At 71.5% G+C, this 23,879-nt stretch carries 21 protein-coding genes and 1 pseudogene; 12 read left to right on the forward strand and 10 right to left on the reverse strand.

All coding sequences use genetic code 11. The features are described from left to right. Position 1 precedes the first annotated feature (1 nt). A complete protein-coding gene (gene ccoN / locus E4F25_RS09660) occupies positions 2 to 1,366 on the reverse strand; it encodes a cytochrome-c oxidase, cbb3-type subunit I (RefSeq protein ID WP_246069901.1) in 1,365 nt (454 codons plus the stop codon). A 235-nt stretch (positions 1,367 to 1,601) separates the two neighbouring features. Next, positions 1,602 to 1,973, reverse strand: coding sequence for a 6-carboxytetrahydropterin synthase QueD (gene queD / locus E4F25_RS09665; RefSeq protein ID WP_140909931.1), 372 nt, complete (start codon positions 1,971 to 1,973; stop codon positions 1,602 to 1,604). Positions 1,974 to 2,120: 147 nt separating this feature from the next. Here queD and E4F25_RS09670 point away from each other — a divergent pair, with 147 nt between their 5' ends. Then, entirely contained in the window at positions 2,121 to 2,381 is a 261-nt protein-coding gene (locus E4F25_RS09670) for a hypothetical protein (protein WP_140909932.1), read from the forward strand. Here the strand turns inward: E4F25_RS09670 and E4F25_RS09675 are convergent. From E4F25_RS09675 to E4F25_RS09690, 4 genes and pseudogenes are all read right to left on the reverse strand, one after another. Then, complete coding sequence (locus tag E4F25_RS09675) at positions 2,378 to 3,307, reverse strand: helix-turn-helix domain-containing protein (protein WP_181168259.1); 930 nt, start codon at positions 3,305 to 3,307, stop codon at positions 2,378 to 2,380. The genes E4F25_RS09670 and E4F25_RS09675 overlap by 4 nt on opposite strands. 214 nt (positions 3,308 to 3,521) lie before the next feature. Continuing rightward, a pseudogene (locus E4F25_RS09680) lies at positions 3,522 to 3,884 on the reverse strand (H-NS histone family protein); the annotation flags it as partial. A gap of 101 nt (positions 3,885 to 3,985) precedes the next feature. Further along, the gene (locus E4F25_RS09685; protein WP_140909935.1) at positions 3,986 to 5,695 is read right to left on the reverse strand and encodes a proline--tRNA ligase; all 1,710 of its coding nucleotides are present in this window, start codon (positions 5,693 to 5,695) and stop codon (positions 3,986 to 3,988) included. 34 nt (positions 5,696 to 5,729) lie between these two features. Further along, a complete protein-coding gene (locus tag E4F25_RS09690; RefSeq protein WP_140909936.1) occupies positions 5,730 to 6,161 on the reverse strand; it encodes a DUF4124 domain-containing protein in 432 nt (143 codons plus the stop codon). A 73-nt stretch (positions 6,162 to 6,234) separates the two neighbouring features. Here E4F25_RS09690 and pssA point away from each other — a divergent pair, with 73 nt between their 5' ends. The 3 genes from pssA to rimI are packed head-to-tail and all read left to right on the forward strand — an operon-like array spanning position 6,235 to position 7,720. Further along, on the forward strand, positions 6,235 to 7,005 hold the full coding sequence (gene pssA, locus E4F25_RS09695; RefSeq protein ID WP_140909937.1) for a CDP-diacylglycerol--serine O-phosphatidyltransferase: 771 nt from the start codon (positions 6,235 to 6,237) through the stop codon (positions 7,003 to 7,005). Next, positions 7,002 to 7,250 carry a hypothetical protein gene (locus E4F25_RS09700; RefSeq protein WP_140909938.1) on the forward strand — a complete coding sequence of 83 codons (249 nt, stop codon included), beginning with the start codon at positions 7,002 to 7,004 and terminating at the stop codon, positions 7,248 to 7,250. Before pssA ends, E4F25_RS09700 begins: the two co-directional genes overlap by 4 nt. Beyond that, a complete protein-coding gene (gene rimI, locus E4F25_RS09705) occupies positions 7,247 to 7,720 on the forward strand; it encodes a ribosomal protein S18-alanine N-acetyltransferase (RefSeq protein ID WP_140909939.1) in 474 nt (157 codons plus the stop codon). Before E4F25_RS09700 ends, rimI begins: the two co-directional genes overlap by 4 nt. A 76-nt stretch (positions 7,721 to 7,796) precedes the next feature. On the opposite strand, the gene E4F25_RS09710 is transcribed toward rimI, so the two are convergent. The 3 genes from E4F25_RS09710 to E4F25_RS09720 are packed head-to-tail and all read right to left on the reverse strand — an operon-like array spanning position 7,797 to position 12,543. Next, positions 7,797 to 10,625: a valine--tRNA ligase gene (locus E4F25_RS09710; RefSeq protein WP_140909940.1), complete on the reverse strand. Its 2,829-nt coding sequence runs from the start codon at positions 10,623 to 10,625 to the stop codon at positions 7,797 to 7,799. Next, on the reverse strand, positions 10,622 to 11,044 hold the full coding sequence (locus E4F25_RS09715) for a DNA polymerase III subunit chi (protein WP_140910410.1): 423 nt from the start codon (positions 11,042 to 11,044) through the stop codon (positions 10,622 to 10,624). Before E4F25_RS09715 ends, E4F25_RS09710 begins: the two co-directional genes overlap by 4 nt. Beyond that, the gene (locus E4F25_RS09720; RefSeq protein ID WP_140909941.1) at positions 11,044 to 12,543 is read right to left on the reverse strand and encodes a leucyl aminopeptidase; all 1,500 of its coding nucleotides are present in this window, start codon (positions 12,541 to 12,543) and stop codon (positions 11,044 to 11,046) included. Before E4F25_RS09720 ends, E4F25_RS09715 begins: the two co-directional genes overlap by 1 nt. Before the next feature lie 98 nt (positions 12,544 to 12,641). Here E4F25_RS09720 and lptF point away from each other — a divergent pair, with 98 nt between their 5' ends. The 8 genes from lptF to E4F25_RS09760 all read left to right on the forward strand — a co-directional run bounded on the left by lptF (position 12,642) and on the right by E4F25_RS09760 (position 22,923). Further along, positions 12,642 to 13,730, forward strand: a complete 1,089-nt coding sequence (gene lptF / locus E4F25_RS09725; protein WP_140909942.1) for an LPS export ABC transporter permease LptF — start codon at positions 12,642 to 12,644, stop codon at positions 13,728 to 13,730. Continuing rightward, complete coding sequence (gene lptG, locus E4F25_RS09730) at positions 13,727 to 14,839, forward strand: LPS export ABC transporter permease LptG (protein WP_140909943.1); 1,113 nt, start codon at positions 13,727 to 13,729, stop codon at positions 14,837 to 14,839. Before lptF ends, lptG begins: the two co-directional genes overlap by 4 nt. A 47-nt stretch (positions 14,840 to 14,886) precedes the next feature. Then, positions 14,887 to 15,315: an RDD family protein gene (locus E4F25_RS09735; protein WP_246069844.1), complete on the forward strand. Its 429-nt coding sequence runs from the start codon at positions 14,887 to 14,889 to the stop codon at positions 15,313 to 15,315. Continuing rightward, positions 15,312 to 16,265, forward strand: coding sequence for a site-specific tyrosine recombinase XerD (gene xerD, locus E4F25_RS09740; protein ID WP_140909945.1), 954 nt, complete (start codon positions 15,312 to 15,314; stop codon positions 16,263 to 16,265). Before E4F25_RS09735 ends, xerD begins: the two co-directional genes overlap by 4 nt. A 53-nt stretch (positions 16,266 to 16,318) precedes the next feature. Next, positions 16,319 to 17,095, forward strand: a complete 777-nt coding sequence (locus E4F25_RS09745; protein ID WP_140909946.1) for a disulfide isomerase DsbC N-terminal domain-containing protein — start codon at positions 16,319 to 16,321, stop codon at positions 17,093 to 17,095. Between the two features lie 64 nt (positions 17,096 to 17,159). Next, positions 17,160 to 21,158 carry a phosphoribosylformylglycinamidine synthase gene (gene purL / locus E4F25_RS09750; protein ID WP_140909947.1) on the forward strand — a complete coding sequence of 1,333 codons (3,999 nt, stop codon included), beginning with the start codon at positions 17,160 to 17,162 and terminating at the stop codon, positions 21,156 to 21,158. A gap of 44 nt (positions 21,159 to 21,202) precedes the next feature. Further along, on the forward strand, positions 21,203 to 22,087 hold the full coding sequence (locus E4F25_RS09755; protein ID WP_246069846.1) for a glycosyltransferase family 2 protein: 885 nt from the start codon (positions 21,203 to 21,205) through the stop codon (positions 22,085 to 22,087). After that, a complete protein-coding gene (locus E4F25_RS09760; protein ID WP_140909948.1) occupies positions 22,084 to 22,923 on the forward strand; it encodes a glycosyltransferase family 2 protein in 840 nt (279 codons plus the stop codon). The genes E4F25_RS09755 and E4F25_RS09760 overlap by 4 nt, the downstream gene beginning before the upstream one ends. A gap of 108 nt (positions 22,924 to 23,031) precedes the next feature. Here E4F25_RS09760 and pyrF read toward each other — a convergent pair whose 3' ends face one another. After that, positions 23,032 to 23,847, reverse strand: a complete 816-nt coding sequence (pyrF, locus tag E4F25_RS09765; protein WP_140910412.1) for an orotidine-5'-phosphate decarboxylase — start codon at positions 23,845 to 23,847, stop codon at positions 23,032 to 23,034. Positions 23,848 to 23,879 lie beyond the last annotated feature (32 nt).

Consider the following 23,879-nt stretch of genomic DNA (forward strand, 5'->3'; position numbering starts at 1 on the left):
CTCAGGCCGTCGCGGTGGCTTCGTCGCCGTGCGGCGGCAGCACCGGGTTGGCGGCGACCTCGCGCGATGCCTGCCAGGTGCGCCACATGTGCCAGCCCATCAGGCCCATGCCGGCCAGGATCAGCACGCCCCCGAAGAAGCGGCCGAGGTAGTAGGGGTAGGTCGCGACCAGCGACTCGACGAAGCTGTAGGTCAGCGTGCCGTCGGGGTTGGTGGCGCGCCACATCAGGCCCTGGGTGATGCCGGCGATCCACATCGAGACGATGTAGAACACCACGCCCAGGGTGTGCAGCCAGAAGTGCACGTCGATCAGCCGGGTCGAGTGCATGCCCTTGAGCCCCAGCAGGCGCGGGTACAGGGCGTACAGCGAGCCGATCGAGATCATCGCCACCCAGCCCAGGGTGCCGGCGTGCACGTGGCCCACGGTCCAGTCGGTGTAGTGGCTGAGCGAGTTGACCGTCTTGATCGAGAGCAGCGGGCCCTCGAAGGTCGCGATCATGTAGAAGCTGATCGCCACGATCAGGAACTTCAGGATCGGGTCGGTGCGCAGCTTGTGCCACACGCCCGAGAGCGTGAGGATGCCGTTCATCGCGCCGCCCCAGGAAGGCGCCAGCAGGATCACCGAGAACACCATGCCCAGCGACTGCGCCCAGTCGGGCAGGGCGGTGTAGTGCAGGTGGTGCGGGCCGGCCCACATGTAGATCGAGATCAGCGCCCAGAAGTGCACGATCGACAGGCGGTAGGAATAGATCGGCCGCTGCGCCTGCTTGGGCACGAAGTAGTACATCATCGCCAGGTAGCCGACGGTCAGCAGGAACGCCACCGCGTTGTGGCCGTACCACCACTGCGCCATCGCGTCGACCGCGCCGCTGTACACCGGGTACGACTTCCACAGGCTGGCCGGCACCACGATGTTGTTGACCACGTGCAGCAGGCCGACCGCGATCACGTAGGCGCCGTAGAACCAGTTGGCGACGTAGATGTGCTTGACCCTGCGCTTGGCGATGGTGCCGAAGAACAGCCAGCCGTAGGCGACCCAGACCACCGCGATCAGGAGGTCGATCGGCCACTCGAGCTCGGCGTACTCCTTGCTCTGGGTGATGCCCAGCGGCAACGTGACCACCGCGGCGACCATCGCCAGTTGCCAGCCCCAGAACACGAAGCTGGCCAGCCGGTCGCTGATGAGGCGCACGTGGCAGGTGCGCTGGACCACGTACAGCGAGGTCGCGAACAGCACCGAGCCGCCGAAGGCGAAGATCACGCCGTTGGTGTGCAGCGGGCGCAGGCGGCTGTAGGTCAGCCACGGGGTGTCGAAGTTCAGCGCCGGCCAGTAGAGCTGGGCGGCGATGAACACGCCAACGGCCATGCCGACGATGCCCCAGAACACGGTCGCGACCGCGAACTGGTGGACCACCTTGTCGTTGTAGTAGGCGGCAGGCGCAGGCGTTGCAGGACCGGCGGCCTGGGTCGCCGGCGTGGTATCGGGCAGGAGCATCGGGGAACCCCGGGTTCTTCACGGATTCTTGACGCGCCATTGTCGCCCAACGCGCGCTTGAATTGGCTTGACCTGGGTCAAGCCTCCGGGCCCCGGTCAGCCTCTGTTACGGCTCGCCGTGGACCGGTCCGCGGTAGCGGCAGCCGGAGGTGCAGGTTTCGTGCACCACGACCTCGGAAAGGGCCGGCAGGGCCGGCTTCAGGCGCTCCCAGATCCAGGTGGCCAGGCGTTCGCTGGTCGGGTTCTCCAGGCCCTCGACCTCGTTCAGGTAGTGGTGGTCGAGCTGCCGGTAGAGCGGCTCGAAGGCCGCCTTGATGTCGGAGAAGTCCATGATCCAGCCGGTTTCCGACCCGGGTTCGCCGGCCACGTGCAGTTCCACCGTGAACGAGTGCCCGTGCAGGCGGGCGCACTTGTGGCCCGCCGGGACGTTGGGCAGGCGGTGGGCGGCCTCGATGGTGAAGCGCTTGAAGATCTCCATGGCCGGGGGATTCTACGCGGTGGCCGGCCGGGCCGGCGGCGCGCGTTGATAGGTGGCAGCTGCCGGACCGCGGCGTGGTCGACCCAAATCAACGGCCACGCCGCCGGCGCTGCTTAGGCTGGGATCCACCCGGCCAGGAGGGGAACGATGGGTTCGACGCAACCAGGGGAGCGTCTGGATCGTGGTGCGCTGTGCGTCGCGATCGAAGTGGCGGACGAAGCGGTGGCCCGGCGGCGGATGCCGCGCATGCTCTACGTGGAGCTGGTGGCCCAGCTCTACGAGGCGACGCTGGACGGCTGGCCCGTCGGCAGCCTCGTGCCGTATGCGCGGGCAATGGCCGACCAGCTGGTGCGGGGCGAGGAGCGCAGGGCCCAGCCCGTGCTGCGGCCGGTCGAGGCGGCGGTCTAGCCCGGTTGCGACGGCGGCCCGGGCTCGCCGCCCTTCTGCCGGTCGCGCACTTCGCTGGGGGTCGAGCCGAAGCGCTGCAGGAACGCGCGCTGGAACTGCCGCTCGGTCGAGAAGCCGCGGTGGTAGGCGACGTCGATGACGCGCCGCTCCGGCGACTCGCACAGGTCGCGGAACGCCGCATCCAGGCGCTTGTCGCGGATGCAGCGCTTGATCCCGCCGCTGCCGGCGAAGATCCGGTACAGCCAGGTGCGGGAGATGCCGAACCTGTGCGCGAGCATGTCCGGCCCGAGGTCGGCGTCGCCCAGGTTGGCGTCGATGTAGGCCAGGATGCTGGTGCGCAGCGGGTCGTCGTTGCCCCGCTCCCGGGCCGGGGGCGCGAAGTCGACGCACAGCTGCAGGATCGACAGGGTGGACTGCACCAGCGCCTCGAAGCGCGCCGGCGGCGCCGGCAGCGACATGACCAGCTGCTCCAGGTGCCGCGACAGCATCTTCGCCGGCAGGTCCGACGCGCGCAGGACCAGGCCGTGGACATTGCCGCGCAGCAGCCAGCGGGGCACCAGTACCGACAGGCAGGCGGCGTCGCTGGCCTCGAACTCGGCGGGGTTGCCCAGGTCCAGGAAGCCGATGTCGCCGCGGTGCAGGCCCATCTCGCCGCCTTCCGCCCGGCCCCGCACGGTACCGTGCAGGAGCAGCGACACGAGCACGTGCGAGCCGAAGCGGCTGCGCGCGATGGTCGACGCGTCGCGCACAAGGCCGCAGGCGGTGAAGCGCACCTTCGCCACGTGCAGGTCGCCCAGCGCGAAGTCGCAACCCGAACCCACGGGAGGCAGCGGCTGGCGCGCCAGCGGGCGCGCGAGGTGGCGCAGCATCATCCGCCAGTAACGGCTGCGCACGGTATCCCGGCGGACGCGCAGTTCGTTCGCCATGGGCGCAGGAAACTGCGGAATGCGGGGCAGGCGCGCGATACTGGTCATGGCCTCGCTGTCGAACCAACGGTGCATCTTCGGCAAACTGCCCGGATGCGGCGCGACAATTCGTACATGAACGAACTGTCGCAAGCGAACGCTCGACTTTAGGCGATGCCCGGCGGCGCGTATCGTGCCGAACGCCACAGATATGGCGCGCGGCCCGGCCGGTTCACTTCTTGATCAGGAAGTCCTCGACCTTCTTGCCCTTGGCGGTATACGCGGCCAGCCAGCGCGGCTGCTTGCCGCGGCCGGTCCAGGTTTCCTTCGGGTTGGCCGGGTTGCGGTACTTCGGCGGCACCTTGCGTCCGGTGGTCTTGCGCGCGGTGCGCCTGGCCGCGGCCTTGCGGGCCTTCGGCGCGGCGGCGCCGCCGAACAGTTCCTCGACGGTGTAGCCCTCGGACTTGGCCAGCGCCACCAGCTTGCGGCGCACGCTGGCCGCCGGCTTGCGCTTGACCAGCGCGGTCTTGCGCTTCTTCGCCTTGGTGATGAGGGATTCCAGTTCGCGGGCCGAGAGGCCGTCCAGGTCGATTGCCATTTTCGCTCCGATTATCGGGGAAGGAAACACGAGTTTCCCCGGATGATAATCGTGGATTACCGCGACCGCAAAATCGCGGGGCGATGGCTACCGATATTCGATCAGCCCCGGAGCCGCTCCAGCAGCGCTTCGCGGCCGAGGTTTTCCGGTTCCGCCGCGGCGCGCGCGCGATATTCGAAGGTGCCGGCCTCGAGGCCGCGGCCGGACACCACCACCCGGTGCGGGATGCCGATCAGTTCGATGTCCGCGAACATCGCGCCCGGGCGCAGGCCGCGGTCGTCGAGCACGGTTTCGATGCCGGCCGCGCGCAGTTCGTCGTACAGCGCTTCGGCGGCCTCGGCCACCGCGGCGTCCTGCTTCGGGTTGATCACGCACACCGCCACCTGCCACGGCGCCATCGCCTCCGGCCAAAGGATGCCGGCGTCGTCGTGGTTCTGCTCGATGGCCGCGGCCACGATGCGCGAGATGCCGATGCCGTAGCAGCCCATCTGCAGCACGCGCGGCTTGCCCTGCTCGTCGAGCACGGTGCAGTCCATGGCGCGCGCATACTTGTCGCCGAGCTGGAACACGTGGCCGACCTCGATGCCGCGCACGATCCGCAGCTCGCCGCCGTCGGCCGCGCGGTCGCCTTCGACCACGCTGCGGATGTCGGCGACGGTGTCTGGCTCGGGCAGATCGCGGCCCCAGTTGACGCCGGCCAGGTGGAAGCCGGCGGCGTTGGCGCCGACCACGAAGTCGGCCATGGCAGCGACCTCGCGGTCGGCGACGACGCGGATCGGCCGCGGCGGCGCCACCGGGCCGAGGAAGCCCGGCTCGCTGCCCAGGTGCTCGAGGATCTCGGCCTCGGTCGCCATGCGGTAGTCGCCCAGGCCCGGCACCTTGGCCAGCTTGATCTCGTTGGCGTCGTGGTCGCCACGCACCAGCGCGAGCACGAACTGGTCCTTACCCCCGGCATCGGCGCCGACCAGCGCCACCGACTTCACCGTGCGCTGCAAGGGGATGCCCAGCAACGCGGCGACCTCGGCGCAGGTCTTCTGGGTCGGCGTGTCCACCCGGCGCATCGCCTCGCCCGCGGCGGGACGCGGGCCGGGTTCGGCGGCCTGCGCGGCTTCCACGTTCGCCGCGTAGTCGGACGCCGTCGAGAACGCGATCGCGTCCTCGCCCGAGTCGGCGAGCACGTGGAATTCCTGCGAAGCGTCGCCGCCGATCGCGCCGCTGTCCGCCTGCACCGCGCGGAAGCGCAGGCCCAGGCGGGTGAAGATGCGGTTGTAGGCCTCGACCATGCGCTCGTAGGAGCGCTGCATGCCGGCCTCGTCGATGTCGAACGAATAGGCGTCCTTCATCAGGAACTCGCGCGCGCGCATCACCCCGAAGCGCGGGCGGATCTCGTCGCGGAACTTGGTCTGCACCTGGTAGAAGTTCAGGGGCAGCTGCTTGTAGCTGGACAGCTCGTTGCGGGCGAAGTCGGTGACCACCTCCTCGGCGGTCGGGGCGTAGCAGTACTCGGCGTCCTTGCGGTCGCGGATCTTCAGCAACTGGCCGCCGAACCTGTCCCAGCGCCCGGTCTCCTCCCAGAGCTCCTTCGGCTGGATGGTCGGCATCACCATCTCCAGCGCGCCGGCGCGGTCCATCTCCTCGCGCACGATCGCCTCTACCTTGCGCAGCACGCGCAGGCCGAGCGGGGACCAGGTGTACAGGCCGGACGCGAGCTTGCGCAGCATGCCAGCGCGCAGCATCAGCCGGTGGCTGGCGAGCTCGGCCTCGGCGGGCGTTTCCTTGACGGTGTGGAGGTGGAACTGCGACAGGCGCATCGGGCGGCTCGGAATGACGGGCGAAGGAAGCCCGTCATTTTGCCACGCCGGCGCCCGTGCTTTCCTCCGGCGGCGGCGCCGCGTTGCCGCTGCATTTCACCCGCAGCGTGGCTTCCGCCAGTTCCACGCGGTTGGCGCGCTCGGCATCGTCGAGGGTGCGTTCGGGTTCGCCGTCGCCGTCGCTGTCCACCCGCAGCGGGCGGTCTCCGCGCAGCAGCGCCAGGTCCTCGCGCACCTGGGCGCAGACCGGATCCTCGGCGGGGACCTCGGCGGACGCCGGGGTCCCGGGCGGCACGTTGAGCTGGCGGGTCTCGTAGCTGCCCGAAGGCGGCGGCGTGCTGCTGTACTGGGTGACGCCGTTGGCGTCCTTCCACGTGTAGACCGTCTGGGCCGCAAGCGGAGCGGCCAGCAGCAGGGCGGCCGGCAGCAGCGCGGCCTGCAGGAAACGCAGGGTCAGGCGGGACATGGCAGTCTCCCCGGGGGCTTGCCCGGATTCCAGCACCGGGCCCGGGCGCGCGCAAGCCCGCTACACTTCCGGCATGGACGAACCGAGCACAGACGCACAGAACGGGCGCCCCCGCGGGCGCGGCATCTACCTGTTGCCGAACCTGTTCACCACCGGCGGGCTGTTCGCCGGCTTCTTCGCGATCATCGCCGCCTCGCAGGGCCGCTTCGAGGCCGCGTGCATCGCGATCTTCGTGGCCTCGGTGCTGGACGGAGTGGACGGGCGCGTGGCGCGGCTGACCAATACCCAGAGCGAATTCGGCGTGCAGTACGACTCGCTCGCCGACCTGATCAGCTTCGGCATGGCGCCCGCGCTGGTGATGTACTACTGGGCGCTGTCGGCGATGAAGCTCGACGGCCTCACCGCCGGCAAGATCGGCTGGCTGGCGGCCTTCCTCTACGCCGCCTGCGCGGCCTTGCGCCTTGCCCGCTTCAACTCGCAGGTGGCGCAGGTGGACAAGCGTTGGTTCATCGGCCTTGCCAGTCCCGCCGCGGCCGGCCTGATGGCGAGCTTCGTGTGGACCTGCCACGACATGGGCCTGGCCGGCGGGGACCTGCGCCACGCGGCGCTCGCCGTGACCGTGGTGGCCGGGCTGCTGATGGTGAGCCGCATCCGCTATTCCAGCTTCAAGGGCAGCGGGCAGGGGCCGCGCGCAGACCGGGTGCCGTTCGTCGCGATCGTGGTCGCGCTGGTGGTGCTGATCGCGCTGGTGCTCGATCCGCCGCGCGTGCTGCTGGCGGCCGCGGTGCTGTACGCGCTGTCGGGCCCGGTGCTGTGGCTGTGGCGGCGGGGCCGGCCCGGATGAGCGGGCCCTGGGATCCGTTCCAGCGCGAGGTGCTGGCCGCGCTCGGCCACCCCGCTTGCGTGGTCGCGCTCCCGGAGGACCCGATGCTCGATGCGCTGCTGCGCGCCGCCGGTCGCAACCGCGGCTCCGGCGATGCCGCGCAACTGGCGCGGTCCTGGCCGGCGCCCGGATCGCTGCGCGGCAATCCGGCGGCCAAGCGCGCGCTGTGGCCGGCACTGCGACGACTGAGGCGCGCGCCGGGATGAGTGCGGTTGCCGCGGACGAGCGCGCGCCGGTCGCCCTGCGGCCGATGCGCGAGGACGACCTCGACGCGGTGATGGAGGTGGAGCGTCGCGCCTATCCGTTCCCGTGGACGCGCGGCATCTTCCGCGACTGCCTGCGCGCCGGCTATCCGGCGTGGGTGCTGGACCGGGGCGGTGCGATCCTCGGCTACGCGGTGCTCAGCATCGCCGCGGGCGAGGCGCACATCCTCAACCTGTGCGCGGCGCCGGAGGTGCAACGCGAGGGCCACGGCCGCCGCCTGCTGCGCGCGCTGCTGCAGGTCGCCCGCGGCCACCGCGCCGAGCGCGTGTTCCTGGAGGTGCGCCCGTCCAATGCCGCCGCGATCGCGCTGTACCACGGCGAAGGCTTCAACGAGATCGGCCGCCGCCCGCGCTACTACCCCGCCTTCAACGGCCGCGAAGACGCCCTCGTCATGGCCCTCGAACTCCTGTAGGAGCGGCGCTGGCGCCGCGACCCGGGAAAGCTCGCCGCCATGGCGGCTCCCACTGGTCGCGGCGCCAGCGCCGCTCCTACAGCTTGGCGCGCTGGGACTGGAGGGCCTGGTGCTGGGCGGTCCAGTCGGCGAGGCGGTGGCGTTCCTGGTCGACGACCGCGGCGGGGGCGTTCTGGACGAAGGTCGCGTTGCCGAGCTTGGCCTCGCACTTGGCGATCTCGCCGGCGACGCGCTTGAGTTCCTTGTCCAGGCGCGTGCGCTCCGCGTCGAGGTCCACCAGGCCTTCCAGCGGCACCAGCAGCTTGAGGTCGCCGACCACGGCGGTGGCCGCGGCGGGCGCCTCCGCACCGTCGCCGAGGAACTCGATGCGCTCGACCTTGTTGAGGAAGCGCACCTGCGAGGCGAAGCGCTGCATGCGCTCGCGGTCGCCGGCGTTGCCGCCCGCCAGCAGCAGGGTGACCTGCTTGCCGGGCGGCACGTTGAGCTCGCTGCGCACGCGGCGCAGGGCCGAGACCATCGCCTTGAGCCATTCGACGTCGGCAACGGCGCGGGCGTCGGCCGCGGGCAAGTCGGCCGCCCGCGGATAGGACTGCAGCATGATGGTGTCGCCCTCGATGCCGAGTCGCGGCGCCACCTGCTGCCACAGTTCCTCGGTGACGAAGGGAATGAGCGGGTGCAGCAGCCGCAGCAGCCGCTCGAGCACGAACAGCAGGGTGTGGCGGGTGCTCGCGGCCGCTTCCGGATCGTCCCCGTTCAACGCCGGCTTGGCCAGTTCCACGAACCAGTCGCAGAAGTCGTTCCAGGCGAACTCGTACAGCGCCTGCGACAGCAGGTCGAAGCGGTAGTCGGCGAAGTGCCGTTCCGCCTCGGCCGCGGTGTCGGCGAGGCGGGCGAGGATCCAGCGCTCGGCGTCTGTGGCGGGTTCTGGCCCTGTGGGAGCGCCCCTTGGGCGCGATTCCGGATCGCGGTCGAGGACCGCTCCCACATCACCGGTGTTCATGAGCACGAAGCGGGTGGCGTTCCACAGCTTGTTGCAGAAGTTCTTGTAGCCCTCGGCTCGGCCGAGGTCGAACTTGATGTCGCGGCCGTGCCCGGCGAGCGCGGCGATGGTGAAGCGCAGCGCGTCGGCGCCGAACGCCGGGATGCCGTCCGGGAACTCCTTGCGGGTCGCCTTCCCGATCTTCTCGGCCATCTTCGGCTGCATCAGCCCGGTGGTGCGCTTGGCGACCAGGTCGTCGAGCGAGATGCCGTCGATCAGGTCGAGCGGGTCGAGGATGTTGCCCTTGGACTTGGACATTTTCTGGCCGTGCGCGTCGCGCACCAGGCCGGTGATGTAGACGTCGCGGAAGGGCACGCGGCCGGCGAGGTGGTCGGTCGCCATGATCATGCGCGCGACCCAGAAGAAGATGATGTCGAAGCCGGTGACCAGCACGCTCGACGGCACGTAGCGGTCGAAGCCGCGCTCGGCCATGCGCGCTTCGTCCGGCCAGCCCATGGTGCTGATCGGCCACAGCTGCGAGCTGAACCAGGTTTCCAGCACGTCGGGGTCCTGGCGCAGCGCGACGTCGGCGCCGAGGCCGTGCCTGGCGCGCACCTCGGCCTCGTCGCGGCCGACGAAGATGTTGCCGGCCTCGTCGTACCAGGCCGGGATGCGGTGGCCCCACCAGAGCTGGCGGCTGATGCACCAGTCCTGGATGTTCTCCATCCAGTGGCGGTAGGTGTTGATCCAGTTCGGCGGGACGAACTTCACCTCGCCCGGCTTTCCATCGGCACCTTCCACGAGTTCCATGCCGCGCTTCGCCAGGCCGTCCATCTTCACGAACCACTGGTCGGTCAGCCACGGCTCGATCACCTGGCCGGTGCGGTCGCCGCGCGGGACCTGCAGCTTGTGCGGCTTGGTCTCCACCAGCAGGCCGGCGGCCTCGAGGTCCGCGAGCACGGCCTTGCGCGCGTCGTAGCGGTCCAGGCCGCGGTATTTCGCCGGCGCGTTGTCGTTGATCTTCGCGTCCGCGGTGAGCACGTTGATCAACGGCAGCGCATGGCGCACGCCGACCTGGTAGTCGTTGAAGTCGTGCGCCGGGGTGACCTTGACCACGCCGGTGCCGAACTCGCGGTCCACGTAGGCATCGGCGATGACCGGGATCTCGCGCTCCGACAGCGGCAGGCGCACGCGCTGGCCGACGAGGTGCGCGTAGCGCTCGTCTTCCGGGTGCACCATCAGCGCGGTGTCGCCGAGCATGGTTTCCGGCCGCGTGGTCGCGACCGTCAGCGCGCCGCTGCCGTCCGCCAGGGGGTAGGAGATCGACCACAGGTGGCCGTCCTCCTCCTCGTTCACCACTTCGAGGTCGGAGATAGCGGTCTTCAGCACCGGATCCCAGTTGACCAGCCGCTGTCCCCGGTAGATCAAGCCTTCCTCGTGCAGGCGCACGAACGCCTCGACCACCGCTTCGGCGGCCATCGGGTCCATGGTGAACACGCTGCGCGACCAGTCGGCGGAGGTGCCGAGGCGGCGCATCTGGCGCTCGATGGTGTCGCCGGACTGGCCCTTCCATTCCCACACCCGCTCGATGAAGGCGTCGCGCCCGAGCGAATCGCGGGTCTCGCCCTTGCCCTCGAGCGCCAGGTTGCGCGACACCACCATCTCGGTGGCGATGCCGGCATGGTCGGTGCCGACCTGCCACAGCGTGTCGAAGCCGCGCATGCGGTGGTAGCGCACCAGCGCATCCATCAGCGTCTGCTGGAACGCGTGGCCCATGTGCAGGGTGCCGGTGACGTTCGGCGGCGGCAGCAGGATGACGTACGGCTCGCCCTGGCCCGAGGGCTGGAACACGCCGCTGGCCTCCCACTTCGCGTAGAGGCGGGATTCGAAGGAGGTCGGGTCGTAGCCGGTTGCGAGTGTCATCACATGTCGTGCTTGTTGAGTTCGATTCCCTGCGCCTTGTACGCCTTCCAGCGCTCGCGCAGGGGCTCGCGCGCCGCGGGGTCGGCGGGGACCACCTCGAGCACGCGCTCGAAGCTGCCCTCGACCACCGCGTCGCGCAGGTTGATCACCAGCGGGCGCATCGGCACGTCCATCTCCGGCGTGGCGATCAGCACCGGGGTCAGTTCGTCCTCCTCGTCGCCGGCGATCTGGTGCGGCACGTAGGCGTCATCGTCGAACGCCCACAACAGGTCGTCGAGCGCCTCGGCCTGGCCGCGGTCGCGCGCCAGCACCAGGGTGAACTTGCCGGTGTCGTGCGCCCTGCGCGCCAGTTCGCACACCAGCCGCAACGGCTCCTCGCGGAAGCGCGGCTTGCCGATGAGATAGAAGTCGGCGCGCGCCATCAGGTGCCGGAACCGGACCCCGCCCTGTCGAGCAGCCACTGCGACAGCATCCCGACCGGGCGGCCGGTGGCCATGCCCATCTTGCCTTCGCCGTTGGCGACGCCGGCGATGTCCAGGTGCGCCCAGCGCTGGCCCTCGGTGAAGCGCGACAGGAAGCAGCCGGCGGTGATCGCGCCGCCCCAGCGGCCGCCGATGTTGTAGACGTCGGCGAACTGCGAATCGAGCATCGGCTGGTACTCGTCCCACAGCGGCAGGCGCCAGGCGCGGTCGAAGCTGGCCTCGCCCGCGGCGAGCAGTTCGCCCGCCAGGTCGTCGTGCTTGCTCATCAGGCCGGCGGCGTACTTGCCCAGGGCGACCATGCAGGCGCCGGTGAGGGTGGCGACGTCGAGCAGCGCCTGCGGCTCGTACTTCTGCGCGTAGGTCAGCGCATCGCACAGGACCAGGCGGCCCTCGGCGTCGGTGTTGCCGACCTCGATGGTCTTGCCGGACATGCTGGTGACGACGTCGGACGGGCGGTAGCTGTTGCCGTCGGGCATGTTCTCGACCGCCGCGGCGATGCACACCAGGTTGACCGGGAGCTGCATGCCGACCGCGGCCACGAAGGTGCCGAGCACGGTGGCGGCGCCGCACATGTCGTACTTCATGTCCTCGATGCCGCCCTGGGTCTTCAGGTTGATGCCGCCGGTATCGAAAGTGATGCCCTTGCCGACCAGCACGTAGGGCTTCTCGGAAGCGCCGGCGCCGTCGTACTTCATCACCACCAGGTAGGGCGGGTTGGCCGAACCCTGCGACACCGCCAGCAGCGATCCCATGCCCAGTTCCTGCATCTGCGCGCGGTCGAGCACCTCGCACGAGACCTTGCCGCCGACGCGCGCGGCGAACTCGCGGCCCTGCTGCGCCACGTACCCGGGGTTGCAGACGTTCGGCGGCAGGTTGCCGAGCTCGCGCGCGAAGGCGACGCCGGCGGCAATGGCCTTGCCATGCGCCAGCGCCTGCCCGTCGCGGCCGCTGATGGCCAGGGCCTCGAGGCCGGCGCTCTCGCGCTTCTTGTTCTTGGCGCCGAGGGTCGCGGTGTAGCGGTAGCAGGCGTGGTCGGCGGCAATCACGGCCTGGCGGATGTTCCAGGCCGGGTCGCGGCCGGGAACCTGGGTTTCGGACAGCGTGAACAGGGCCTTCCGGACCGGGCCGTCCTTGAGCGCGCGCGCGGCGTCGGCGACCGCCTTCAGGTACTGCGGCACCCCGTACTTGCCGGGCTCGCCGAGGCCGACCACCAGCACGCGCGGGGCGGCGACGCCGTCCAGGTCGTGCAGCATCGACACCTTGCCGGTCTTGCCGCTCAGGTCGCCGCGCCCGGCCAGCGCCTTCAGCCGGCCGCCGCTGGCCGCGTCGATCGCCTGCGCGGCGGGCGTGAGGCTGCCGTCGGCATAGGCGCCGACCACCACGCAGTCGGTGGCGACGGTGGCGGGGGCATCGTGGTTCAGGCTGAATTCGAGGGTCATGCGGCAGTTTTCCGGGACGTTGCGTGGGCTTTCCGTACAATCGCGTGCTTGCGACGGCGCGAACCGTCAAGTCTAAAGCAAGCCCGCCCGGGAGTCCGATGGCCCAGCTCGACCGATACCTGCTGCGCGAGTTCGCCCAGGCCACCTTCGCGGCGCTGGTGGTGCTGATGATGGTCAGCCTGGGCGCGCTGTTCGCCAACGTCCTCAGCCAGATCGCGGCCGGCCGGGTGCCGGCGGGCATGATGCTGTCGCACCTGGGCCTGCAGGTCGTGCGCTACCTGCCGCTGGTGCTGCCGCTGGCGCTGATGCTGGGGCTGCTGCTGGGGGTGGGCCGGCTGTACCGCGACTCGGAGATGCCGGTGCTGACCTCGATCGGGGTCGGGCCGCGGCGGCTGCTGCGCCCGCTGATGCTGCTGGTGCTGCCGGTGGTCGCGGTCATCGGGGCCTGCTCGCTGTGGCTGGGGCCGCTGGCCCGGGCGACCTCGGTGGAAATGATCGCCGAGGGCAACCGCAGCCTGCTGGTCGCTGGCCTGGAGCCGGGCCGCTTCACCGAGCTGCCGGGTGGCGGCGTGGTCTACGTCGGCGGCATGTCCACCGACGGCAGCGTGATGACCCGGCTGTTCGTGCACCGGGAGGCCGGCGACCGCATCGACGTCACCACCGCGCGCACCGGCACCCTGAGCTACGACGGCGACGACCGCTACCTGCGGCTCGACGAGGGCTTCCGGGTCGAGGGCCCGCGCGATGCCGGGCGCGACTACCGGCTGATGCGCTACGGCAGCAACGACCTGCTGCTCCCGCCCGGCGAGGAGTCCCGCGATGCCGATACCGACCCGGAATCGATGACCACGCTGGCGCTGCTGCAGGACGAGCGCCCCGAGGCCATGGCCCAGGTGCACGCGCGCATCGCGCCGCCGCTGCTGGCGCTGGCCTTCGCGCTGCTGGCGGTGCCGCTGGCGCGCAGTTCGCCGCGGCAGACGCGCTTCGGCAGCGTGGTCATCGGCTTCCTCGCCTACCTGGTGGGCATGGACCTGATGCTGCTGGGCACCGACTGGCTCAGCGACGGCAAGCTGCCGATGGGCGCCGGGCTGTGGTGGCTGGTGCTGCCGCTGCTGGCGCTGGGCCTCTGGCTGTATTTCGGCGACGGCCGCGTGGCCCGCCCGCGCCTGCGCAGGAGCCGCCCATGACCCCGTTCCCCAAGCTCCACGACCTCTACGTCGGCCGGGTGCTGCTGGCCACGGTGCTGCTGACCTGGACGGTGCTGGTCGGGCTGGACTTCGTGATCGGCGGGCTGATGCCGGAGATCGACGACGTCGGTACCGGCGACTACAGCTTCTCCACCGCGCTGGTGTATGTGATCTATACCGTACCGCGGCGTGCGTACTTCCTGTTCCCGACCGCGGCGGTGATCGGCTCGCTGATGGGCCTCGGGCAGCTCGCGGCGACCTCCGAGCTCACCGCGCTGCGCGCGCTCGGGCTGTCGCGGCGCCGGGTCGGCCTGGCCGTGGCGATGGCGCTGGCGCTGCTGACCGCGCTGATGGTGGTCAACGGCGAGACGCTGGCGCCGTGGGGCCAGCGCCGCGCCGACGCGCTCAAGGCCTCGGCGCGCTCGCCGGACATGATCGTGGCGCAGTACAGCGGGCTGTGGGCGCGCGAGGGCAACACCTTCCTCAACGCCGGCGGCGGCCAGGAGCGCAGCAGCGCCGACGGCAACGGCGACACCTGGCTGGAACTGCAGGACGTGCACCTGTACGAGTTCGACGGCGACGGCCGGCTCGAGTCCATCGCGCACGCCGCGCGCGCCGAGCACCGCGACCAGGGCTGGCTGCTGCACGACGTCACCCGGACCTGGTTCAACGAGAAGTCGGTGACGCGGACCGAATCGCTGCAGGAGCGCTGGGAATCGCAGCTCGACGCCGCCGCCCTCGCGGCGAGCGCGGTGAGGCCGTCGGCGCTGACCTCGTCGGCGCTGCGCGCCAGCATCGACTACCGCCTGCGCAACGGCCTGGACGCGAGCGAGTACGAGGAACCGTACTGGGGCCGCTGGTTCTACCCGTTCAACGTGCTCGCGCTGTGCCTGGCCGCGGTGCCGTTCGCGTTCGGCACGCTGCGCAGCGGCGGCCTGGGACGGCGCCTGTTCGTCGGCATCGTGTTCGCGCTCGGGTTCTGGCTGTTGCAGACCCAGTTCGTGCGCATGGCCAGCGTGTTCAAGTTCGACTTCCGGCTGGCCTACATGATCCCGCCGGTGCTGATGCTGGCGGTGTCGGCGGTGCTGTTCCGGAGGCGCTCCGGGTGAACGGGGGGCATCGCGCGCAAGGCGCGCTCCCACGGGGAAAGGCTTTGGTGGGGTGGCGGTTGCTGGCGCTGGTGTACGACGCGCTGCCGGTGCTGGCGCTGTGGCTGCTGGTGTCGGCGCTGTTCACCGCTGGCTTCACCGTCCTCGGCCACCACGACGCGCGCGAAACCATCCGTCCGTTCTCGCTGCTGTCGTGGCTGCTGTGGATCGCCTGCTGGCTGGCGACCGCCGCCTACGCGCTGGTGAGCTGGCGTCGGGGCGGGCAGACCCTGGGCATGCGGCCCTGGCGCCTGCAGGTGGTGGATGCCGGCGGCGGGCCGGCCTCGTGGCGCGGGCTGTGGCTCCGCTTCCTGGTCGGCCACCTGTCGCTGCTGGCCGGCGGGCTCGGGTTCTGGTGGGCCTGGCTGGACCGCGACCGGCTGGCGTGGCACGACCGCGCCAGCGGCACGCGGCTGCTGCGGCGGCCGAAGCCGTGAGCGCGCGCACGCCCGCCGAACGTCGCCAGCGGGTGCAGGCGCTGCCGCCGCTGCGCGAGCCCGATGCGCGCGCGATCGAGGCCTTCCTCGACGCGGCCTGGGCCGAGGGCGGGCTGTCGCGGCAGACGCTGGCCAGCTACCGCCGCGACCTGCAAGGCCTGGCGCGCTGGCGCGACGGGGCCGGCGGCGGCCTTGCCGGCGCCGACCAGGCCGCGCTGTTCGACTACCTCGGCTGGCGCGCCCGCGAAGGCTATTCGCCGCGCAGCAACGCGCGCCTGCTGTCCTCGTTGCGCGCGTTCTTCGCGCACGCGCTGCGCCGCGGCGCGCGCCAGGACGACCCCACCGCACTGCTCGAGCCGCCCAGGCTGCCCCGGCCGCTGCCCAAGGCGCTGCCGGAGTCCCAGGTGGAAGCCCTGCTCGCGGCCCCGGACACGGCCGACCCGGCCGGGCTGCGCGACCGCGCCATGCTCGAGCTGATGTACGCCTGCGGCCTGCGCGTGAGCGAGCTCGTCGGCCTGCCGGCGACCGCGCTCAACCTGCGCCAGGGCGTGTTGCGGGTCAGCGGCAAGGGCGGGCGCGAGCGCCTGGTGCCGCTGGGCGAGGAGGCCCAGCACTGGTTGCAGCGCTACCTCGACGAGGCGCGACCGAAGCTGGCCGGCAAGCGCGCGCTGGCGCCGCTGTTCCTGACCGCCGCCGGGGCGCCGCCGACCCGGCAGCAGTTCTGGACGACGGTGAAGCGCTGCGCCGCGGCCGCCGGGATCGACCCGGCGCGGATCAGTCCGCACGGCCTGCGCCACAGTTTCGCCACCCACCTGCTCAACCACGGCGCCGACCTGCGCGCGCTGCAGATGCTGCTCGGCCACGCCTCGCTGTCCACCACCCAGATCTACACCCTGGTGGCGCGCGAGCAGCTCAAGCGGCTGCACCGCCAGCACCATCCGCGCGGCTGAACGCCCGGCGCCGGCACCCCCGGCCGGCCGCGGCCGCGTGCGACAATCCCGGCATGAACGTCACCGCCCGGCTCCTGCTGCCCCTGCTGCTGTTCGGCTCCTCCAGCCTCTCCGCCTGCGCCGAACCCGCGCCCGCCCCGGGCGGCCAGTCGGCCGGCGCCCCGCCCGGGAGCGCCGCCGCCCGTGTCACGAACGCGCTGAAGAAGCTCGACCCGAACCTCACCCCGGAACACATCCAGCCGGCGCCGGTGGCCGGCTTCCAGCAGGTCATCGTCGGCGGCCAGGTGCTGTACGTCAGCAACGACGGCAAGTACCTGATGCAGGGCACCCTGTACGACATCGACAAGCGGCGCGACGCCGGCTCCGCGGCATTGGCCGGGATGCGCAAGGAACTCGCGGATTCGGTGCCGCTCGAGGACCGGATCGTGTTCTCGCCGCCGAACCCCAAGTACACCGTCACGGTGTTCACCGACGTCGAGTGCGGCTTCTGCCGGCGCATGCATAGCCAGATCGAGCAATACATGGCGCAGGGCATCGAGGTGCAGTACCTGGCCTTCCCGCGCATGGGTCCCGCCAGCGCCGACTTCCGCAAGATGGTGTCGGTGTGGTGCGCCAAGGACCGCAGGCAGGCCCTGACCCTGGCCAAGCTCGACAAGCCGGTGCCGGAGGCCAACTGCACCAACCCGGTGGCGATGCAGTACCGCCTGGGCCAGCGGGCCGGACTCGAGGGCACCCCGATGGTGCTGGCCGAGGACGGGACCCAGCTCGGCGGCTACGTGCCGCCTGTCGAGCTGCGCAAGATGCTGGACCAGCTGGCGGCCGGTTCCTGACGGCATCCGGCCGGCTGCGGCACGCTACAATGGCCGGCCCGTTGCCAACGGTTCCACGCCGGACATGATCGTCCTCGAGGGCCAGCCGGCCCTGTCGCCGTTCCGACGCGAGCGGCTGCAAGCCCGCATCGCCGCCATCGCCCCCGACATCCGCGTGCTCGACGCCTGGCTGGCGTACTGGATCGAGCCGGAGCCGGGCGCCGACCCCGACCGCACCATCCTCGGCCGCATCCTGCATGCGGGCGAGAGCTTCGAGCCGCTGGCGCAGGGGGCGACGAGCCGCTTCGTGGTGCCGCGCCTGGGCACGATCTCGCCGTGGGCGAGCAAGGCCACCGAGCTGCTGCACGGCGCGCGCCTGCCGGTGCGCCGGGTGGAGCGCGGCACCCGCATCGACCTGTCGGGCTGGCCGCGCGAGCCGGAAGCGCGCGCGGCCCTGGAGCGCCTGCTGCACGACCCCATGACCCAGTCGCTGCTCGAGACCCGCGAGCAGGGCGCCGCGCTGTTCGTGGCGCCGGAACGCGGCCGGGTCGAGCGCATACCCGTGGCCGGCCTGGAGGCCGCCAACGAGCGCCTCGGGCTGGCCCTGGCCGACGACGAGATCGCCTACCTGCGCGAGCGCTACACCGCGCTCGGCCGCGATCCCAGCGACGTCGAGCTGATGATGTTCGCGCAGGCCAACTCCGAGCACTGCCGGCACAAGATCTTCAACGCCAGCTGGACCATCGACGGGCGCGACCAGCTGCAGGCCAACGGGCAGCCGCTGTCGCTGTTCCGGATGATCAAGCAGACCCACATCGCGACCCCGGCCAACACGTTGTCGGCGTACAGCGACAACGCCGCGGTGATCGCCGGCTACCCGGCGCGCCGCTACCGCCCGGACCCGCAGTCGCACGAGTACCGCGCCGAAGGGCTGGCGGACAGCGCCTTCTGCATCAAGGTCGAAACCCACAACCACCCGACCGCGATCGCGCCGTTCCCGGGCGCGTCCACCGGCGCCGGCGGCGAGATCCGCGACGAGGGCGCGACCGGCCGCGGCGGCAAGCCCAAGGCCGGGTTGTGCGGCTTCAGCGTCTCGCACCTGCGCATCCCCGGGCTGCCGCAGCCGTGGGAAGGCGAGCGCCCGCTCAACCCGCGCATGGCGCCCGCGCTCGAGATCATGACCGACGGCCCGCTCGGCGCGGCCGCCTTCAACAACGAATTCGGGCGCCCGAACCTCGCCGGCTACTTCCGCAGCTTCGAGCTGCGCGAGGCCGAGGACCTCGACCGCGCCTACGACAAGCCGATCATGCTGGCCGGCGGGCTTGGCGCGGTGGACCGGCCGATGGTCGAGAAGCTGCCGCTGAAGCCGGGCGACGCGGTGATCGTGCTCGGCGGCCCGGCGATGCTGATCGGCCTGGGCGGCGGCGCCGCCAGTTCGGTCGCCTCCGGCGACAGCGCCGAGGAACTCGACTTCGCCAGCGTGCAGCGCGACAACCCGGAGATGGAGCGCCGCTGCCAGGAAGTGATCGACCGCTGCGTCGCACTCGGCGAGCGCAACCCGATCGCCTCGATCCACGACGTCGGCGCCGGCGGCCTCTCCAACGCGATCCCGGAACTGCTGCACGACTCCGGCGTCGGCGGCATCGTCGACCTCGACAAGGTGCCCAGCGACGATCCCTCGCTGTCGCCGCTGCAGCTGTGGTGCAACGAGTCGCAGGAACGCTACGTGCTCGGCATGCCGCAGGAGCGCGTGGCAGAGTTCGCCGCGATCTGCCTGCGCGAACGCTGCCCGTTCGCGGTGGTGGGGGTGGCGACGGAGGCCGAGCATCTGGTCGTCGGCTATGGCACGTTGGAAAGCGGGAACAGGGAACAGGGAACAGGGAACAGTGAGAGCGAGGGCTCTTCCGGGCCGCACCCGATCGACCTGCCGATGGACGTTCTCTTCGGCAAGCCGCCGAAGATGCACCGCGACACCGCGCAGCCGCCGCCGCCGCGTTGGCCGTCGCTGGACACCGACCTGCTGCAGCTGCGCGAGGCCGGGTTGCGCGTGCTGGCGCATCCGACCGTCGCCTCGAAATCGTTCCTGGTCACCATCGGCGACCGCAGCGTCGGCGGCCTGACCGCGCGCGACCAGATGGTCGGCCCGTGGCAGCTGCCGGTGGCCGACTGCGCGATCACCCTGTCCGACTACCACGGCTTTGCCGGCGAGGCCATGGCGATCGGCGAGCGCACGCCGCTGGCGCTGCTGGATCCGGCCGCCGCCGCGCGCATGGCCGTCGGCGAGGCGATCACCAACCTGTGCGCCGCGCCGGTGCATTCGCTCGAGCAGGTGAAGCTGTCGGCGAACTGGATGGCCGCCGCCGGCCACGACGGCGAGGACGCGCGCCTGTTCGACGCGGTGCGCGCGGTGGGCATGGAGCTGTGCCCCGAGCTCGATTTGAGCATCCCGGTGGGCAAGGACTCGTTGTCCATGCAGGCCCAGTGGAAGGAAGAGGGCGCGCCGCGCAAGTCGGTGTCGCCGGTGTCGCTGGTCGTCACCGCGTTCGCGCCGGTCGCGGACGTGCGCGCGCAACTCACCCCGCTGATGGAGCGCGACGGCGAGAGCGAGCTGTGGCTGATCGGGTTGGGCGGCGGACGCCAGCGGTTGGGCGGTTCGATCCTGGCGCAGTGCCATCCGGAGGCCTCGCAGAGCCAAGCCTCGCATAACCAGGCTTCGTCATTGCCCGCGTTCGCCGGCGAGGGAGACGAGTACGGCGTGCCCGACCTCGAGGACCCGCAGCGCCTGCGCGCGTTCTTCGAGCTGGTCCGCGATGCCCGCGAGGCCGGGCTGCTGCTTGCCTACCACGACCGCTCCGACGGCGGCGCCTTCGCGGCCATGGCCGAGATGGCGTTCTGCTCGCACATGGGCCTGGACATCGTGCTCGACGGCTGGGGCCCGGACCGGATCGGCAACGTGTTCCGCACGCTGTTCAACGAGGAACTGGGCGCTGTCGTGCAGATCGCCGCGCAGGACCGCGCCGCGTTCGCCGACATGGTCGCGCGCCACGGCCTGGTGGACTGCGCGCAGCGCATCGCGCGTCCCACCACCGCGCCGCTGGTGCGTATCCTCGACGGCGAGGACGAGCTGGTCGGGTGGCGCTGGGAGGAACTGTTCGAGGCGTGGTGGTCGGTCAGCCACGCCATGCAGCGGCTGCGCGACAACCCGGGCTGCGCCGACGAGGAGCGCGCGCAGGTCGCGCGCTTCGACGCGCCGGGCCTGCGCCCGCTGCTGACCTTCGACCCGGCCGAGGACGTCGCCGCGCCGTTCATCGCCACCGGCGCGCGACCGGCGGTCGCGATCCTGCGCGAGCAGGGCGTCAACGGCCAGGTCGAGATGGCGCTCGCGTTCGAGCGCGCCGGCTTCCGCGCCTTCGACGTGCACATGAGCGACCTGGTCGCCGGGCGCCAGCGGCTGCAGGACTTCGCCGGGATCGCCGCCGGCGGCGGCTTCAGCTACGGCGACGTGCTCGGCGCCGGCCGCGGCTGGGCCACCAGCATTCTCGAGCGGCCCGAGCTGCGCGACATGTTCGAGGCCTTCTTCGCGCGCGGCGACAGCTTCGCGATCGGCGTCTGCAACGGCTGCCAGATGCTCAGCCAGCTGCGCGGGATCATCCCCGGCGCACGCCACTGGCCGCGCTTCCTGCGCAACCGCAGCGAGCAGTTCGAGGCGCGCCTGTCGCTGCTCGAGGTGGTGGAGTCGCCGTCGCTGTTCCTGCGCGGCATGGCCGGCTCGCGGATCCCGGTGTCGGTCGCGCACGGCGAGGGCCGCCCCGAGTTCGACGGCCCGCTGGACGCGGCCGCGGCGCGGGTGTCGCTGCGCTACGTGGACGGCGACGGGCAGCCCGCCACGCACTATCCGGCCAACCCGAACGGCGCCCCGAACGCCGTCGCCGGCCTGACCAGCGAGGACGGCCGCGTCACCATCCTGATGCCGCACCCGGAGCGGACGCCGCGCACGGTCAACCTGAGCTGGGCGCCGGCCGACTGGCCGGAGGACTCGCCCTGGCTGCGCATGTTCCGCAACGCACGCGTGGCGCTGGGCTGACGCCTGCTAAAGTCCCTGCGGTGCAGCGATCTGCGAGGGGGCGGGTGAAGGCGAAGAAGGCGGCGGCCGCGGACTTGCCGATCGTGCTGTTGCCCGTGGGCGCGGACGATGCCGCGCTCGACGCCTGCCTCGGCGCGCTCGATGCCGGCACCCCGCCGGGCACGCGCGCGTGGCTGGCCGACGATGCCCAGGCCGGGCCGCGCGGCGTGGCCGTGATCGAAGCCTGGCTCGCGCGCACGCCGCTGGACGCGCACTACACGCGGCGCCCGCGCGCGGTCGGCGAGGTCGCGCACATCGACGAGGCCCTGGCCGCCTGCGGCGATGCCGACGTGGCGGTGCTGGCCCCCGACGCGGTGCCCGCGCCGGGCTGGCTGCGGCAACTGGCCGCCTGCTTCGCGCGCGATCCCGCCACCGCCACCGCGACCCCCTGGTGCAACCTCGGCGAAGCGGCTTCGTGGCCGGGCATCGGCGACATGGCGCCGGTGCCGGAGGACCTCGCGCGCATCGCCGAGGCCTGCGCGGCGATGCCGCCCCGGCACCCGGAACTGCCGTCGGCGGTGGCGCACGCGGTGCTGCTGCGCGGCAGCGCGCGCCGCCGCGTCGGCGGCCTCGACGCGGACAGCTACGGCTCCTGGTATGCCGCGCTGGTGGACCTGTCGCTGCGCCTGTCCGGCCTGGGCTGGCGCAACGTGCTGTGCGAGACCGCGTTCGTCGGGCGCCGGCACGAGGGCCGGCCCGCCGACGGCGACCTCGACCTGCTGGCCGCGCGCTGGCCGCTGTGGCATCCGCGCCTGGCGCAGTTCCTCATGGACGATCCGCTGGCGGCGTCGCGCGCGGAGCTGTCGTGGCGGCACGCCGATGCAGGGTCGCGCCTGCAGGCGGACCTGTTCGCCGCGGCCGAATCCGCACCGGAGGGCACGCCGGCGTGAGCGCGGACGGCATCGGGGCGGTGGTGGTCACCCACTGCAGCGAGGCGACGATCGACGACTGCCTGCTGCGCCTGCGCGCCGCCGACGGCGTCACCGCCATCCGCGTGGTGGACAACGCCTCCGAAGACGACACCCTGGCGATCGTGCAGCGGCACGCCATGCAGGACCCGCGCGTGCGCTTCATCGCCAACCCCGACAACCCCGGCTTCGCGGTGGCCTGCAACCAGGGCGCCGGCGACCTGGGCGCGGAGGTGGCCTGGCTGGCCTTCGTCAACCCGGACTGCCTGGTCGAGCCGGACTCGCTGTCGCGGTTGCGCGCGCACGCGCGGGAACTCGGCGGGGACGCGTTGCTCGGCGCCGACCTGGTGGGCGAGGACGGCGTGCGCGACGGCGCCGCGCGACGGCGCGACCCGGAGTTCGCGGCGATGCTGCGCGACCGCGCGGCATTGCGCCTCGACGTCGCCTTCGACCCGACGCGCGTTCTGCAGCCGGTGGAGGCGGTCTCCGGCGCGCTGGTGCTGCTTCCGCGCGCGCTGTTCGAGCGCATCCACGGCTTCGACGAAGGCTACCGCCTGCACGCCGAGGACCTGGACCTGTGCCGGCGCGCGCGCGCGGCGGGCGCGACCGTGGCCGTGGCCAACGACGTGCGCGTGCTGCACCTGCGCGGGGTGTCCTCGCGCGCCCGTCCCGGCTTCGTCGAATGGCACAAGCACCGCGGCCTGTGGCGCTACTTCCGCAAGTTCGAAGCCCCTAGCCGCGGCCCCCTCACCCGCGCCGCCGTCTTCCTCGCCATCTTCCTCCGCTTCCCCTTCGCGGTCCTTCGGAAAATCTTTTAGCCACAGATTTCACAGATTGAAAAGGATGAAAAGCGAAGAACCTGGCGTTGTTGCGAGTCGCCGCGAATCAGATCCTTTTTAATCTGTGGAATCTGTGGCCAAAAAAGGTCAGCGATGGCGGTTGATCTCGTCGCGGAGGGCCTGGGCGGCGGTGGCGGCGGCTGTGGCGTAGTCGTCGCCGGACGAGGCGTAGAGGATGGCGCGGGAGGAGCTGACCACGAGGCCGGTGCCGTCGGCGCTCCTGGCGTTCTTCACCACGGCCTCGACGTCGCCGCCCTGGGCGCCGACGCCCGGGACCAGGAAGGGCAGGTCGCCGACGATCGCGCGCACCTCGTGCAGCTGCTCCGGCCAGGTCGCGCCGACGACCAGCATGCAGTTGCCGTTCGCGTTCCACTCGCGTGCGACCGTCTCGGCCACGTGCTGGTACAGCGGCAGGCCGTCGGAGGCGACGATGTCCTGGAAGTCGGTGGCGCCGGGGTTCGAGGTCCGGCACAGCACCACCACCCCCTTGTCGGCGCGCTCCAGGAACGGCAGCAGCGAATCGCGCCCGAGGTAGGGGTTGGCGGTGACCGCGTCGGCGCCGTAGCGGTCGAAGGCCTCGGCCGCGTAGTGGACCGCGGTCGAGCCGATGTCGCCGCGCTTGGCGTCGAGGATTACCGGGATCCCGGGATGCGCCTCGTGGATATGCGCGACCAGCCGCTCCAGCGCGTCTTCCGCGCCGAGCGCCGCGAAGTGCGCGAACTGCGGCTTGAAGCAGCACGCGAACTCCGCCGTCGCATCCACGATGTCCCGGCAGAACCCGAACACCGCATCCGCGTCACCCGCGAACTTCCCCGGAAACTTCGAAACCTCCGGATCCAGCCCCACGCACACCAGCGAGTTCGCGTCACTCCATCGCGCGCGCAACGCCTCCATGAAGTTCATCGCGACCTCCAGCTTTATTCTTGCCACAGATT

Origin of the sequence: Cognatiluteimonas lumbrici (assembly GCF_006476065.1) — a bacterium.
GTDB lineage: Bacteria > Pseudomonadota > Gammaproteobacteria > Xanthomonadales > Xanthomonadaceae > Cognatiluteimonas > Cognatiluteimonas lumbrici.

Coding starts and splice junctions, on each gene's coding strand:
- ccoN (WP_246069901.1), bottom strand. CDS start 1,366: ATGGCCGTTGGCGTGTTCATCGCCGCCCAGCTCTACTGGCCGGCGCTG.
- queD (WP_140909931.1), bottom strand. CDS start 1,973: ATGGAGATCTTCAAGCGCTTCACCATCGAGGCCGCCCACCGCCTGCCC.
- E4F25_RS09670 (WP_140909932.1), top strand. CDS start 2,121: ATGGGTTCGACGCAACCAGGGGAGCGTCTGGATCGTGGTGCGCTGTGC.
- E4F25_RS09675 (WP_181168259.1), bottom strand. CDS start 3,307: ATGGCGAACGAACTGCGCGTCCGCCGGGATACCGTGCGCAGCCGTTAC.
- E4F25_RS09685 (WP_140909935.1), bottom strand. CDS start 5,695: ATGCGCCTGTCGCAGTTCCACCTCCACACCGTCAAGGAAACGCCCGCC.
- E4F25_RS09690 (WP_140909936.1), bottom strand. CDS start 6,161: ATGTCCCGCCTGACCCTGCGTTTCCTGCAGGCCGCGCTGCTGCCGGCC.
- pssA (WP_140909937.1), top strand. CDS start 6,235: ATGGACGAACCGAGCACAGACGCACAGAACGGGCGCCCCCGCGGGCGC.
- E4F25_RS09700 (WP_140909938.1), top strand. CDS start 7,002: ATGAGCGGGCCCTGGGATCCGTTCCAGCGCGAGGTGCTGGCCGCGCTC.
- rimI (WP_140909939.1), top strand. CDS start 7,247: ATGAGTGCGGTTGCCGCGGACGAGCGCGCGCCGGTCGCCCTGCGGCCG.
- E4F25_RS09715 (WP_140910410.1), bottom strand. CDS start 11,044: ATGGCGCGCGCCGACTTCTATCTCATCGGCAAGCCGCGCTTCCGCGAG.
- E4F25_RS09720 (WP_140909941.1), bottom strand. CDS start 12,543: ATGACCCTCGAATTCAGCCTGAACCACGATGCCCCCGCCACCGTCGCC.
- lptF (WP_140909942.1), top strand. CDS start 12,642: ATGGCCCAGCTCGACCGATACCTGCTGCGCGAGTTCGCCCAGGCCACC.
- lptG (WP_140909943.1), top strand. CDS start 13,727: ATGACCCCGTTCCCCAAGCTCCACGACCTCTACGTCGGCCGGGTGCTG.
- E4F25_RS09745 (WP_140909946.1), top strand. CDS start 16,319: ATGAACGTCACCGCCCGGCTCCTGCTGCCCCTGCTGCTGTTCGGCTCC.
- purL (WP_140909947.1), top strand. CDS start 17,160: ATGATCGTCCTCGAGGGCCAGCCGGCCCTGTCGCCGTTCCGACGCGAG.
- pyrF (WP_140910412.1), bottom strand. CDS start 23,847: ATGAACTTCATGGAGGCGTTGCGCGCGCGATGGAGTGACGCGAACTCG.